The sequence below is a fragment of the Paraburkholderia tagetis genome, assembly GCF_022213065.1.
GTDB lineage: Bacteria > Pseudomonadota > Gammaproteobacteria > Burkholderiales > Burkholderiaceae > Paraburkholderia > Paraburkholderia tagetis.
The window spans coordinates 13,125-27,094 of record NZ_JAKLJA010000018.1 but is presented as its reverse complement, the minus strand read 5'-3'; the positions used below and the strand labels follow the sequence as shown (position 1 = coordinate 27,094).

At 66.7% G+C, this 13,970-nt stretch carries 12 protein-coding genes; 5 read left to right on the top strand and 7 right to left on the bottom strand.

Annotated features, from left to right (window positions below):
- Positions 1-78: 78 nt before the first annotated feature.
- From otsA to L5014_RS20585, 5 genes are all read right to left on the bottom strand, one after another.
- A complete protein-coding gene (gene otsA, locus L5014_RS20605; protein ID WP_238465599.1) occupies positions 79-1,530 on the bottom strand; it encodes an alpha,alpha-trehalose-phosphate synthase (UDP-forming) in 1,452 nt (483 codons plus the stop codon).
- Between the two features lie 265 nt (positions 1,531-1,795).
- On the bottom strand, positions 1,796-2,029 hold the full coding sequence (locus L5014_RS20600) for a hypothetical protein (protein ID WP_238465598.1): 234 nt from the start codon (positions 2,027-2,029) through the stop codon (positions 1,796-1,798).
- A 141-nt stretch (positions 2,030-2,170) separates the two neighbouring features.
- Entirely contained in the window at positions 2,171-2,428 is a 258-nt protein-coding gene (locus L5014_RS20595; RefSeq protein WP_238465597.1) for a hypothetical protein, read from the bottom strand.
- A gap of 157 nt (positions 2,429-2,585) precedes the next feature.
- The gene (locus L5014_RS20590) at positions 2,586-3,971 is read right to left on the bottom strand and encodes a sigma-54-dependent transcriptional regulator (protein WP_238465596.1); all 1,386 of its coding nucleotides are present in this window, start codon (positions 3,969-3,971) and stop codon (positions 2,586-2,588) included.
- 436 nt (positions 3,972-4,407) lie between these two features.
- Positions 4,408-4,755, bottom strand: coding sequence for a hypothetical protein (locus tag L5014_RS20585; RefSeq protein WP_238465595.1), 348 nt, complete (start codon positions 4,753-4,755; stop codon positions 4,408-4,410).
- Positions 4,756-5,385: 630 nt separating this feature from the next.
- Here L5014_RS20585 and L5014_RS20580 point away from each other — a divergent pair.
- From L5014_RS20580 to L5014_RS20570, 3 genes are all read left to right on the top strand, one after another.
- Complete coding sequence (locus tag L5014_RS20580) at positions 5,386-6,507, top strand: sigma-54 interaction domain-containing protein (RefSeq protein WP_238465594.1); 1,122 nt, start codon at positions 5,386-5,388, stop codon at positions 6,505-6,507.
- A gap of 168 nt (positions 6,508-6,675) precedes the next feature.
- The gene (locus tag L5014_RS20575) at positions 6,676-7,305 is read left to right on the top strand and encodes a hypothetical protein (RefSeq protein ID WP_238465593.1); all 630 of its coding nucleotides are present in this window, start codon (positions 6,676-6,678) and stop codon (positions 7,303-7,305) included.
- On the top strand, positions 7,302-7,859 hold the full coding sequence (locus L5014_RS20570) for a hypothetical protein (protein ID WP_238465592.1): 558 nt from the start codon (positions 7,302-7,304) through the stop codon (positions 7,857-7,859). The genes L5014_RS20575 and L5014_RS20570 overlap by 4 nt, the downstream gene beginning before the upstream one ends.
- A gap of 100 nt (positions 7,860-7,959) precedes the next feature.
- Here L5014_RS20570 and L5014_RS20565 read toward each other — a convergent pair whose 3' ends face one another.
- Positions 7,960-9,333 carry an ABC transporter ATP-binding protein gene (locus tag L5014_RS20565; protein ID WP_238465591.1) on the bottom strand — a complete coding sequence of 458 codons (1,374 nt, stop codon included), beginning with the start codon at positions 9,331-9,333 and terminating at the stop codon, positions 7,960-7,962.
- A gap of 30 nt (positions 9,334-9,363) precedes the next feature.
- The gene (locus L5014_RS20560; RefSeq protein ID WP_238465590.1) at positions 9,364-11,169 is read right to left on the bottom strand and encodes an ABC transporter permease; all 1,806 of its coding nucleotides are present in this window, start codon (positions 11,167-11,169) and stop codon (positions 9,364-9,366) included.
- 687 nt (positions 11,170-11,856) lie between these two features.
- Here L5014_RS20560 and L5014_RS20555 point away from each other — a divergent pair.
- Both L5014_RS20555 and L5014_RS20550 read left to right on the top strand, forming a co-directional pair.
- On the top strand, positions 11,857-13,551 hold the full coding sequence (locus L5014_RS20555; RefSeq protein WP_238465589.1) for a sensor domain-containing diguanylate cyclase: 1,695 nt from the start codon (positions 11,857-11,859) through the stop codon (positions 13,549-13,551).
- 146 nt (positions 13,552-13,697) lie between these two features.
- Complete coding sequence (locus L5014_RS20550) at positions 13,698-13,964, top strand: double-stranded DNA-specific endonuclease (RefSeq protein WP_238465588.1); 267 nt, start codon at positions 13,698-13,700, stop codon at positions 13,962-13,964.
- The last annotated feature ends 6 nt before the right edge of the window (positions 13,965-13,970 follow it).

Sequence of the window (13,970 nt, the reverse complement as noted above, 5' to 3'; positions counted from 1 at the left end):
GCTTCGGCGCGCGCAAAAAAACGGCGGCTCGAAAGCCGCCGCCGTGCCCTAATCGTCCTGTTCGCTCGGTGCGCCTTCTCAGTGCGCCTTGCTCGCCGTCGCCGCCTTCACTGGCACGGCGGGCGCCGCGCTGCGTGCCTTCGCGGTGACCGAGGCCGCCGTCGCCACGCTGCGCAGATCGGCGAGGAAAGTGTCGCGCCATACCGAAAGATTGTTCTCGCGCAGCGAGGCCATCATGTCCTCGTAGCGCGACTGGCGCTCCGCATGCGGCATCGAGAGTGCACGCTCGAGCGCCTCGGCGGTCTGGTTCAGATCGTAGGGATTCACGACGAGCGCGCCCGGCAGTTGCTCGGCGGCGCCCGCGAATTGCGAGAGCACCAGCACGCCCGGATCCTCCGGATTCTGCGATGCGACGTACTCCTTCGCTACCAGGTTCATGCCGTCACGCAGCGGCGCCACGTAGCCCACCTGCGCCTGGCGGAACAGCGCCATCAGCAGATCGCGCTCGTACTTGCGGTTCAGGTACTGGATCGGCGTCCAGTCGAGCTGCGCGAAGCGGCCGTTGATGCGGCCGGCCTCGCCTTCGAGGTTGCGGCGGATCGTCTGATAGGTCTGCACATCGGAGCGCGTCGGCGGCGCGATCTGCAGGAGCGAGACGCGGCCATGCCAGCCCGGCCCGTTCAGCAGCATGCGCTCGAACGCCTGGAAGCGCTCGGCGAGGCCCTTGGAATAGTCGAGCCGGTCGACGCTCATGATGAGCTTGCGCCCGCGCATCGCGTCGCGCAGGCTGCGCACCGGCTTGCGGTCGGTGAACTGCACGGCGGACTTGGCGATCGCGTCGGGATAGATGCCGATGGGGTAGGCGCCCACCTTCAGGAAGCGGTCCCACGCGTGGACCATGCCGTCCTCGCTCGACGTGCCGTGGCCGCCGCGCTCGACGTAGTCGAGAAACGCCTGGCGGTCGGCGTCGGTCTGGAAGCCGACCACGTCGTAGTCGCACATGAAGCGCATCAGCTCCTCGTGCGGCGGAACCGAGCGCATCACTTCCGGCACCGGCAGCGGAATATGCAGGAAGAAGCCGATCGGGTTCTTCACGCCCAGCTCGCGCAGGCTGCGCGCGAACGGGATCAGGTGATAGTCGTGCACCCAGATGATGTCGTCGGGCTGGAGCAGCGGCTGTAGCTGGCGCGCGAGCGTCGCGTTCACGCGCAGATAGCCGCTGTATTCCTGGCGCTCATAGCGCGCGAGGTCGTTGCGGTAGTGGAACGTGGGCCAGAGCGTCGTGTTCGAGAAACCTTTGTAGTACTGGTCGTAATCGCGCCGGGTGAGACCCACCGTCGCGTACGTCACGCTGCCCTGCTGTTCGATGACCGGGGCCGACTGCTCCGTCACGGTCTCGCCACTCCAACCGAACCATACACCTCCGGTTTCCTTCAGCGCGTCGAGTACGCCGACCGCCAGCCCTCCCGCTGCTGGGCGCCCTTCCTGCGTCGGTGCAACGCGATTCGATACCACGATCAGTCTGCCCATTACGGGTGTACCTCCTGTTTCGTTGGGTCCGGGGACGGTGCATCGATAAGCTAAGCAAGACTCGTGCCTCCTTTGGGCCCGACCGACACCGAGCTAAATCGGGCTCAATCGGGCTCAATCGGGCTCGCTCGGCAAACGCGAGCGGCACCAATACGACGGCCCGGCGCAAACCGGTTCCGTCGCTCCCTTGAAAAGCCGTTGCTCGATGCGGTATCCGACGCGGTGTCGCGAGGCGTTGCGCCCCGCCATGCGGGCGCCAGGAGAATCAGGCGTCCTGCTCCGATCCCAGATCGCGCTGGTAATCGAGCCCCTCCGCGCGCGCGCCGCCCTGGTTGTGTTCGCCGTCGGGTGGCACGCCCGGAGCCGGACGGTTCTGTCCGGCAGGGTCCGGCGTGTGGCCGGACGACAGATTGGTGGAATCGCCGTCCTTGAGCCCGGCGTCGCGCGGACCGCGCTTGCCCGTGTAGCGGGCGGAACGGCGCATTGCGGGATGTCTCATGTCGATGCCTCCTGCGGCCTGTGCCGCGGACCGACAGCCAGGTGGCCAGGCGGCGGTGTGCTTATAGTCTAGGGGCCGTTGGGTGAAAATGCCGGTAAAAATGGCGATTCGTTTGTAACCTGTACATAAAAATCACGAGTGTCAGCGAACCTGACGCGGCGGCCCATGAAGCGGGGACAAAGCGGGAGACGAAGCGGGAGACGAAGCGATGGCCAAAGCGTGGCAGAAGCCGTGGCAGAAGCGCGGCGCTTCATCGGGCTCGGGCGGCGGATCGCCGATGGGCGGCGCATCGGGCTCGCCGGGTTCAGTGGGCGGGGGATCGTCGGGCTGCGGCGTATGCGCACGCCAGGGCTGCATGCGCAGAAGATCGGCGGGATCGGGGAATCGGTAGCTCAGCATCGGTTGCTCCTCGAGAGGTTCTACAGAGCAAGTCACAAACCACGTACCAGCCACAAGCCACGCAGCGCACGTACCAACACCACCGGTTCCCGTCAAAGTACGCACCCGCATGAGCACGCGGCCGCTCATGCGCCCCGGCGCTCCGGTGCTGTAGCGCTCAGGCGCCGCCTGCAGCGCGCGCGGTCGCTTCGCCCTTGCCGCCCTCGTTGCCGTATTCGACGAGCCGGTTATAGAGCGTCTTCAGGCTGATGCCGAGAATCTCCGCCGCGCGCGTCTTCACGCCGCCGCACTGCTCGAGCGTCGCGAGAATCAACTGGCGGTCGGCATCGGCGAGCGAGGTGCCGAACGGGATCGTCACCGCCGTGCCCGCCACGGGCTTCGAAATCGAGATCTGCAACGGCACCGCCGCCGTGAGATCGCCTTCGGCGCCAGACATGATGTGCGCGCGCTGCACGTAGTTCTTCAGCTCGCGCACGTTGCCCGGCCACGGATACCCGGCCAGCGTGTCGCGCACGGCCGCCGGGAACTGCTTTTTCGTGCCGTGGCGCTCGTTGAGCTCGTCGAGGAACGCCTGGGCGAGCAGCTCCACGTCCTTGCCGCGCTCGCGCAGCGGCGGCAGGCTGATCGGGAACACGTTGAGCCGGTGATAGAGGTCGAGGCGCAGCTTGCCCTCCTCGACGGCCTGCTCCGGGTCGCGGTTGGTCGCCGCGATCAGGCGCACGTCGGTCTCGATCTCCTTGGTCGTGCCCACGCGCATGAACATGCCCGTCTCCAGCACGCGCAGCAGCTTCACTTGGAGCTCGATCGGCATTTCGGTGATTTCGTCGAGAAACAGCGTGCCGCCGTTCGCACGCTCGAAATAGCCTTTGTGCTGACGGTCCGCGCCGGTAAACGAGCCGCGCTCGTGGCCGAACATCTCCGACTCGATCAGATTCGGCGAGATCGCACCGCAATTCACGGCGAGAAATTCGTGCTTGCGGCGCAGGCTCAGCTGATGGATGGTCTGAGCGGCCACTTCCTTGCCCGTGCCCGACTCGCCCACGAGCATCACGGACGCCGGCGTGGGCGCGACGCGGCCGATCTGGTCGTAGACCTCCTGCATTGCCGGCGAATTGCCCATCATGAGGCCGAAGCGCCCCATGCGGCGCAGCTCGCCGCGCAGCGTGCCGATTTCGGCCTTGAGGTCGCCCGCGCGCGGCAGGCGATTGAGAATCGCCTTCACGCGCTGGAGGTTGATCGGCTTGACCAGATAGTCGATGGCGCCCGACTTGAGCGCATCGACAGCCGTCTCCACGCTCGCGTGGCCGGTGATGACGACGAGCTCCACGCCCGAGCGCGGGTCGAGGTCCTGGAAAAGATCCGTGCCGCTGCCGTCGGGCAGCTTCAGGTCGGTGAAGACGACGTCCGGCATCTGCCGGATCAGCTGGATGCGCGCCTCGCGCAGGTCGCCTGCCTGCGCGGTGGTAAGACCGTCTTCGGTCACCACGGCGGCGAGTGCTTCGCGGGTTTGCGCGTCGTCATCGACAATCAATACATGTGGCATCGCGTCTCGTCAGCACTGAAAGATGAGTGGCTCCCAGGCGCAACAGCGGCGGCGCCGCGGCAAGCGCGGGCCGCGAGGCAACATGAATCGGCACCGCAGGCTTCGCGGCGCATACTGTCGCGCTGCAGCAGGGGAGTACGAAACGGTCGGGGGCGCTCAAGACGGCGAGTGAGCGGTTTTAGCTGCACTAACGCAACAATACCGCAGCCAGCACGCAACCCGAACCTCGATTGTTGTGGATATCACTATTATAGACTTAATCGAGATAGGTTTGCGCGCGTTGCTCGACGCAGGGCGGCGCCTCGCGGGCGGCGCGGCAGCGTGACAAGCGCTACGGCGTGCCAAACCACGCGCGGTGCCGCGCGCGGTGGCACCCTCCCGGTTGTGCGCTCGATTTTCCGGCGCGGGACGGCGTCGCTCGCGCTGGCGCGTGGCTTCAGTGCCGCGTGACCGGGCCGCTGTCCCCGTGCGGAAACGGCCAGGCACCGGTCGACTCGTCGCTCGGCAAGCCGTTGACCGGTGTGCGCGCCGTCTTGCTCGCCACGCGCGCGTCCATCGTGCCGGCCATGCCCGCGCCACTGTCGGCGGCGGCCACACCCGGCGCGCCAGCACCGTTCTCCACCAATGCGCCGCCCTCGCCTTCCCAGCGGCTCAGTTCGCGATAGAAACTCTGCCGCTGCATGCGATGCCGTTGCGACCAGCGCCATGCCAGCATGCCGGCCGTCGCACCAAGCGCACCCATCGCAAACAAGGTTCCAATCAGTCCAGGCTTGTTTCTTGCCATATCGCATTCTCCCAATATCGTCGCCAATGAAGCGGTTCGGAACGGCTCGAACAGACGGCGCGCAGTTCATGTGCCGCCAGCAGGTCATCAGCGGTGGCAGCCGCGACCCGGCGAGCAGGACACCCGTCTGCTATAGCGTAGACGCCCCGCAGAGGTTGGAGTTGCGCAGCATGAGACATGCCAGGCGGCGGCGTTTCGCGGCGGTGAGTGGCGTCAAAACGCCCACATAAACGCCATCGAGACGCCATCGAAACGCCCTGATCGGCCACCAACGGGCCAGCAACGGCACGCCGGCGCGCACGCAATGTGGCACGTCGATTGCCCTGCACGGTACGGCAGTGGTTAAATGTTTACGAGATGGAGGTTCCGAGGCCGTCGACGCGGCGTTGTCCGTGCTAGTCCTGGACAGCCGGTCCGGAACAGATTGTCAGGCGGCCTGTCGAGGCGGTCCGCGAGATCTTGCGGGCGAGACAGCCCGTCGGATGAGCTGGCAAGATCGCTTGCGGCACCGGCGCGGCCGGTCTGCCGGCTGCGCTCCCGGCCCTTGCCCACGCGCCGCGCCCGCGCAACAGGCGTCGCGAGCGCTTTCCGGCTTCTGGCCGCACACCCAATTTGCAGGACGAATACGCCATGGCGTCAATCGAGCCGGGCTTGCCCGCCGCCGAACGAGACGAACAGCGCGCAGAACGGCGCAACGAGAAAGGCAATGAAACGCGCCGCAGCGATCCATCGGGCCCGCGCGTCGCGGGCTTGCAGTCGTACGGTTTGCTGTACGGCTCGTCGGCGATCATGCAGGAGCTCTACGGACAGATCGAGCGCGTGGCGCTCACCGACGCCACCGCGCTGATCGTGGGCGAGTCGGGCACCGGCAAGGAGCTCGTGGCACGCACGATCCACGCGCAAAGCACGCGCCGCGACGGTCCGTTCATCGCCGTGAACTGCGGCGCGATTCCCGACGATCTGATCGAAGCCGAGTTGTTCGGCCACGAGAAAGGCAGTTTCACAGGCGCCGTGCAGGCGCGCGACGGCCACTTCGAGCACGCGCGCGGCGGCACGCTCTTTCTCGACGAAGTCACCGAGATGTCGCTGCTGCATCAGGTCAAGCTACTGCGCGCGCTCGAAACCGGCGAGTACTATCCGGTCGGCAGCAACGAGGCGATACGCGGCGACGTGCGCATCATCGCGGCCACCAATCGCGATCCCGTGGCGGCCGTGAGGGATAACGCGCTGCGCGAGGACCTCATGTATCGCCTCGCCGTGTTTCCGCTGCGCGCGCCGCCGTTGCGCGAACGCGAGCGCGACCGCGAACTGCTCGCCCAGTTCTTTCTCACCGAGCTCAATGAGGAAAGCGGCACGCAAAAGATCTTCAGCAAGCGCGCGCTCGAGACCGTGCGCAACTGGTCGTGGCCCGGCAACGTGCGCGAGCTCAAGAACGCCGTGTACCGCGCGTTCATCCTAGCGGAGAAGACGGTCGAGATCGCCCATCCGCAACTCGTTCCGCGCGTGAAAAAACCTGTGACGCAAGGCGACTCGATGAGCGTATGGATCGGCACGCCGCTCGCCGACGCCCAAAAGCAGATCATCCTCGGCACGCTCAAGTACTGCGGCGGCGACAAGCGGCTCGCGGCGCGCACGCTCGGCGTGAGCCTGAAGACGCTCTATAACCGGCTCGGCAGCTATGGCGCCGAGGACGGCGACACCAGCGCGCCCGACGAAGGTGAGAACGACGCCGACACACGCGACGCGGACTGACAAAGGCGGCGCCCACAACCACGCAACGACAGGCTGCGCACCACGTTTTTCAATTTCTTGCACTTTACCTATCCCCTTTGTAGAGGTCATCCTGCACAATCCGCAGCACCAAAACGTGCTGGAGGCCCGCGCAGGGTGGCTTCCAGCCGCAAGCGGCAGGGAACCAACATGCAAGAACGAAGTGCTCTGGCGTGCAATGCGCCAACGTCGGCTCCGCGAATCGCGCCTTCGGCCGCCGCGGCGCGCTCCCGACCTCTCGCTTCGAGCGCCCGGCGGCGGCGCACGGCGGCGCTCACGCTGCTCGCCGCCGTGGCAAGCCTCGCCTGCTCCGCGTGCAGCTCGCTCTACTCCGAAGGCGCGCAAACGGGCGCCGGCGTGGCCGGCGCGGCGCTCGCCTCGAAGGTGACGAGCAACGCGGCGGCCGCCACCGGCATCGGCCTCGCCGCTGTGGCCGCCGCGAAGACCGGCGTGCAGTATTCGGAGCGCGTGGTACACCGCAACACCCAGGACAGCATCGCGAAGGCCGCCGGGCCGCTCGACGTGGGCGGCGTGGCGCCCTGGTCCATCGTCCATTCGTTTCCCATAGAAGACGACGCGCATGGCCGCGTCACCGTGAGCCGCACGATCAGCAGCGGCGCGCTCGACTGCAAGGAGATCGTGTTCTCCGTCGATCAAGACGCGACCAAGGACAAGCCATCCTCCAGCGCGTTCTACGTGGCCTCGGTTTGCCGCGACGGCGAGACGTGGAAGTGGGCGTCGGCGGAACCGGCGACCGACCGCTGGGGCGCGCTGCAATGAGCGGCGCGAACGAGTTCGCCGCGCAAAGGCAAAGGCAGGCCGTGCCGCGCGCGGCCATCCGTGTCGTCGCGCTTGCCGCGCTATGTGCGGGCGTCGCGCTCGCGTCGAGCGGCTGCGCGTCGATCGGCGCAGCCAGCGGCGCGGCGGCGGCCGCCGCCACCGGCATCGTGACGGCGAATCCGGCGGTGGGTGTGGGCGTGGGCATTGCGGTGCAGGCGGCCACCGACGAGGCCGTCAACCGCTTCATGAAGAGCATGCACGCCGACCAGCAGGAAATGATCGCCGAGACAGCCGGCCGCCTGCCCGTGGGCGGCATGGACATCTGGCGCATCAAGCATTCGCTGCCGGTCGAGAACGGTCATGGCCAGGTGCGCGTGACGCGCGCGTTTGCCTCGGCGCTCGCGCTGTGCAAGGAGTTCGTGTTCTCGGTGCAGGACGGCGAAGCCGCCGACGCGCCCGAGCAGTGGTACACGGCCAGCACCTGCCACGACGATAGCGGCTGGAAATGGGCGACGGCGGAGCCGGCGGTGGAGCGCTGGGGCACGCTGCAATAGACAGCGGACAGCGCATAAAAAAACGGTCGCCGAGGCGACCGTTTTTTATGCCACGAGAAGGCGCGCAACGACACAAAGCGACGCCCAACCCACCGGACGATCAAGACTCCACGTCTTCGAGGCTGAAGATTTCCGACTGGTCGTTGTACGAGAAAATCTCGCCGTAACGGCCCCAGTCGATGACGGTGTCGAGCGTCTCTTCCGCGGCGCCGTCCGAAAGAAAGTCTTCGAGTTCCTGCTCGAAGCGCACGCGCGGCGCGCGATGGCCCGGGCGCTCGTTGAGCACTTTCTTGATCCGCGCGGCCAGCGGCACATGGCGCAGCAAATGCTCGGCGAACATCATCTTGCGCTCCTGCGTGCCGAATTCCGCAAACACGCGCGCGGGCGGCGTGAGCAGCACATCGCCTTCGCGCACGTCGGCGAACCCGAGGTTCTGGAGCACTTCGGCGATCGGGAACAGATCGTCCACCTCCAGGTGCAGCGAGCGCGCGATCTCGGGCATGTCGGCGCGGCCGTGATACGGCGCCGCCGCCAGCGTCTCGATCAAACCGGCCATCAGGTTGGTCGACACGCGCGGCAGCCAGCTGCCAAGCTCGAGCCCCTTCCTGGTGGTCTCGCCGGTCTGGCGCGCGGTCATCTTCGCGTAGATGTCGTCCACGAGCTTGCGGAACGCCGGGTCCAGACGGTTGCGCGGGTGCTTGAACGGCACCTTGATCTCGGCCACCACGCGCCCCGGATTCGACGACAAAACGAGAATGCGGTCGCACATGAACACCGCTTCCTCGATGTTGTGCGTGACGATCAGCACCGACTTGATCGGCAGGCGCCCTTGCGTCCAGAGGTCGAGCAAGTCGGTACGCAGCGTTTCGGCGGTCAGCACGTCGAGCGCCGAGAACGGCTCGTCCATCAGCATGAGCATCGGGTCCACGACGAGCGCACGCGCGAAGCCCACGCGCTGGCGCATGCCGCCCGAGAGTTCGCGCGGGTAGGCGTTTTCGAAACCGTCCAGACCGATCAGGTCGATGGCAGCCAGCGCCCGCTCGCGGCGCGCGCGCGCGCCCACGCCTTGCGCTTCGAGGCCGGCTTCCACGTTCTGCAGCACCGTGAGCCACGGGAACAGCGCGAAGGTCTGGAACACCATCGCCACGCCTTCTGCGGGACCATCGAGCGGCTTGCCGCGCCAGCTAACCTCGCCCGAGGTGGGCGAAATCAGCCCGGCGATGATACGCAGGAGCGTGGACTTGCCCGAGCCCGAGCGGCCGAGCAGCCCGACGATCTCGCCCTCGCGCAGCGACAGATTGGCGTCGTCGAGCACGAGCAGCTCGCCCTGGGTCTTGTTGAAGCCCCGGCACACGTTCTGCACACGCAGGATTTCCTCGCCGATACGCGGCGGATTCGGGACGTTCTGCGCGTCGCCGTGTGCGGTGCCCGGTGTGGTGCTCGTTGTGGAGCTTAGGGTCTTGGGGTTTTGCATCGCTTTACCTTCGAGCCTTCGATTATTCGATCAGTCGAGCCGCAGCCGGGACTCCGCGTAAGTGTAGAGGGGACGCCAGAGCACGCGGTTGAACAGCGTGACGAACAACGACATCACGGCAATGCCGAGAATGATCTTCGGATAGTCGCCGGCGGCGGTCGTCTGCGCGATATAGGCGCCAAGACCGTGCGCGGCGACCTTGGTGTCGCCCCACTGCACGAACTCGGACACGATGCTCGCGTTCCATGCGCCGCCCGACGCCGTGATCGCCCCCGTGATGTAGTACGGGAAGATGCCCGGCAGCATCGCCTGGCGCCACCACTGCCAGCCGCGGATGCGGAAGTTCTTCGCCGCTTCCTTGTAGTCGTTCGGATAGGCGGTGGCGCCGGCAATCACGTTGAACAGGATATACCACTGGGTGCCGAGCACGATCAGCGGCGACAGCCAGATGTCAGGATTGAGGTGAAAGCGCACGATCACGATCACGAACACCGGGAACAGCAGGTTCGCCGGGAACGCGGCAAGGAACTGCGCGAGCGGCTGGATTTTCTCGGCGAGCGCGGGACGCAGGCCGATCAGCACGCCGAGCGGGACCCAGATCACCGAAGCGATCGCGATGAGCAGCATCACGCGCAACAGCGTGATGAAGCCGAGCACGAGCACATGGCCGACTTCGTCGAGCGTGACGCCGGTGCGCACGAAGGCGAACACGCGCCAGACCACGTAGGCCGTGAGCGCGATCACGAAGACGGCCCAGACGATATCGCCGATCTTCGAGCGCAGGCCGGCGCGGCGCGCGGGCGCTGCCGCCGCGCGCTGCACCACGGGCATGGCGGTGAGGGAGATTAGCGACGTCAACGAGGACGTCAAGCCCGTGGGCAGCCGGAACGGCACGCGCGCGGCTTTCGCGAAGCACCAGCCGAGCGGCACGAGCAATTGATGAATCAGATGCGTGCGGCGAATCAGGTCGAGCAGCCACGAACCAGGCGCGTCGCCCGAACTCGTGGTCTCCATGCGGAACTTGTCGGCCCAGGCCACCAGCGGGCGGAACAGGAACTGGTCGTAGGCCAGGATCACCACCGTCATCGTGAGAATGACCCAGCCCACCGCGTGCAGGTTTTTCTCGGTGATCGCCTGCGCCAGATACGCGCCGATGCCCGGCAGCGTGATCGTGTTGTTGCCCACCGTGATCGCTTCAGACGCCACCACGAAGAACCAGCCGCCCGACATCGACATCATCATGTTCCAGATGAGGCCCGGCATCGAGAACGGCACTTCGAGCTTCCAGAAGCGCTGCCACGCGGTGAGGTGAAAACCGCGCGAGACTTCATCCAGATCGCGCGGCACCGTGCGCAACGACTGGTAGAAGCTGAACGTCATGTTCCAGGCCTGGCTCGTGAAGATCGCGAAGATCGCGGCAAGCTCCGCGCCCAGCACGCGCGAAGGCACCAGCGCGAGAAAGAACGTGACGGTAAACGAAATGTAGCCGAGCACCGGCACCGATTGCAGGATGTCGAGGATCGGCACCAGCACCTGACCCGCGCGCCGGCTCTTGGCCGCGAGCGTGCCATAGACCAGCGTGAACACGAGCGAGGCGACCATCGCCGCGAGCATGCGCAGCGTGGTGCGCATGGCGTACTCGGGCAGCATCGACGGGTCGAGCGAGATCGCCTGGGTCTTGAGCGTGGCGATGGGCGCCAAGGTCTGATGGAAACCCACCACGGCCATGGCGATCAGGCAAATGATGAGCGGGAACGCCACGAAATCCCAGCGATTGGGCAGCACGCGCCACGCCGAAGCGTTGGCCGTACGGTTCAGGTTGAAGCCGAAGTCCATTCAGGCGCCCTCCCCGCGTTGCCGCGAATGCGTCAGATGAATGTGCGCATGGCAGATGCGCCGACGCGGATCGCGCGAGCGGTGCTGATGCGGATAGCGCGCATGGCGCTCGGAAAAAGCGCGATCGGGAAAGGCAAGACGCATGGACACCGTATTTCGTTAGCGTTGACGACGCACCGGCCAGAGCCGAGGCGCTACACCGGCGCACGCACCGTCCGGACCATTCAGACGTGCCGGGCCAGTCTGGCGGCCAGCCTCGCGGGCTTGCCTTGTTCGGGGACGGCACGACACTACACAAGCTTCGTGACAGATTCAACCTCGCGCGCCCTGCCGCCGCACGCCCGCCGGCGGGCGCGTTGCGCATGCCTTCGAGGCGCGTTCGCGGACGTGGTAGCGCACCCGCACCCGGCGTCCGCCGACCGTCCGCCGCGCCCTCACGCGCGGTCGAACCCGCGCTCAGGCATGCAGGCTGCATCGGCACGGCTCGCCTGACGGTGCCTGCGGCCTCAATCGCGCCATTCGAGAGTTAAAATCGTCGCACGGCGACGGCTGCTACCTGTAAAACCGCTGTCACCCGCGGCCACCTCCGTCACGTATTGCCTCGCTTTACCGGGACGCCGGGCTGCCCGCCCGCCAATGCACCACGCGCACCATGCACGCCATGCGCCTGAACAAACCAGAAGGCCGATGAACAGGAGACTCTCGCGTCAGGCTACCGTGCCCCCCGTGGTGACGGTGGCGGCCGTCGTGGCGGTCGCGCTCGTCTGCTGGCTGATCGCGGGCTGGCTCGCCAACCGCATGGTGCGCCAGGAGCTCGAGACCGCCCTCGGCGTGCAACGCCAGATGACGCGCTCGGTCGTCGACAACATGGCAGAGGTCATCGCGAGCGATCTCTCGATGTCGCGCGCCATTCCCTCGACCATGGCCGAAACCCACGTGGTGCAACAGGCACTGGCCGAGGCCGGGAATTATGCCGCGTCGCGCTCGTCCACGGAACTGGAGCGGCGCGAAGCGTTGGAGCACGCGCCCACGTTCGCGGCCGTCAACGGCTTCCTGCACGACGCGCAAGGCTTCTCCGGCTTCGACGCAATCTGGCTCGTGAACAACAACGGCATTTGCATCGCGTCGAGCAACGCCACGGAGAAAATCTCCTACGTGGGCGTCGATATGCGCTCGCGCAACTATCTGAGCGACACCCTGCTCGGCGCGTTCTCCGAGACCTATGGCGTCGGCACCTCGAGCGGCGAGCCGGGCATCTTCGTGGCCGCACCCGTCTACGACAACGGCCTGCTCGTGGGCGCCGTGCTCGCCAAGGTCAGCATCGCGCGGCTGCGCCACTGGGTCACGCACCCGGGCACCTTTGTCTCCGACAGCAACGGCGTGATCGTGATGGCGCACGACAGCAAGCTCGAAGGGCTCGCCCTGCCCGGCTCGCACGTCGAGGAGATGAACGCCGTCGACCGCGTGAACACTTATCTGCGCGAGCGCTTTGCCGAGCTCCCGCTGCAAAGCGCCGGCGAGGCCGCGACGCGCGACGCGCCCTGGATACCGGGGAGCGAGGCGCGGGCGCTCGTGGAGTTGCCCCGCCAACGAACCCCGGCGCTCTACGAGCAGCGCGGCGGACTCAACTCCGGGCTCACCGCCCATCTCGTCGATCCGCTCAACGCATGGCCCGAGCTGATCGCGAACCACCAGCGCGACCGGCTGCTGATCTTCCTCACGCTGGCGGGTACGGTGGCGCTTGCGGCCGTGATCTCGATTTCGTGGGTGCGCGAGCGGCGCCTGCACCTCGCGAGCCGCGATCTCGCCGAGCAACTGCAGGCGGCCAACGCGCTGCTGGCCGCCGAGGCGCGCCACGACGCGCTCACGGGCGCCCTCTCGCGCCGCTACTTCCTCGACCTGCTGCGCTGCGAGATCGACGCCGCCTACACGAGCGGCAGGCCGCTATGCATGGCGATCGCCGACCTCGACCACTTCAAGCAGATCAACGACCGCTTCGGCCACCCGGCCGGCGATCGCGCACTACAGCACTTCGTCGAGACCTGCCGAGCCGAACTGCGCTCCGACGACGCCGTCGGCAGGCTCGGCGGCGAGGAGTTCGGCATCCTGCTGCCGGGCACGACACTCGCCACCGGACACGACGTAGTCGAGCGCCTGCGCCGCGAGGTGAAGGCGAGCGTCTGCGCCGGGCTGCCCAGTGAAGCGTATCTGAGCGTGAGCATCGGCGTCACCGAACTGGCGGCGACCCAGGATCAGCCCGAGCGCCTGATGAGCCGCGCCGATCTCGCGCTCTACATGGCGAAGGCGGGAGGCCGCGACCGCTGCGAAGCGATGGCCTCGGACGGCGCCACACCGCCGCGCACCGCCGCGGCAACCTGGTAATCATCAACCAGGAAGTCATTACTCACTTAATTGCGAGACTCGCCCAGGGCTTTCGCCCCTGACGCGGTATCATCGAGCGATCGGAGCGCGCGGCGTCATGCGGCGCGCATCGCCGTGGCAAGTCGCTCAGCACATAGGAGGCATGCATGAAGGGAAATCTGGTCATCGTCTGCCGCGATCAGGATGCTCTCGCGTTCGACCAGCTGATGGTCGAATACGGCGCATTTCAGACGCGCCTGTCATCGACCGCGTGGTACCTGAAGCTCGAAGCCGCGCCCGAGCTGGTCCAGGAAGAAATTCTTGCCCGCCTCGGCAAGTACACGACGCACTACATCTTCGAGGCCGACAGTGTGGTCTACAACACCGTCGACAGCGAGGCCGCCTCGGCACTCGACACGCTGTTCTCAGCCTGACGCGGC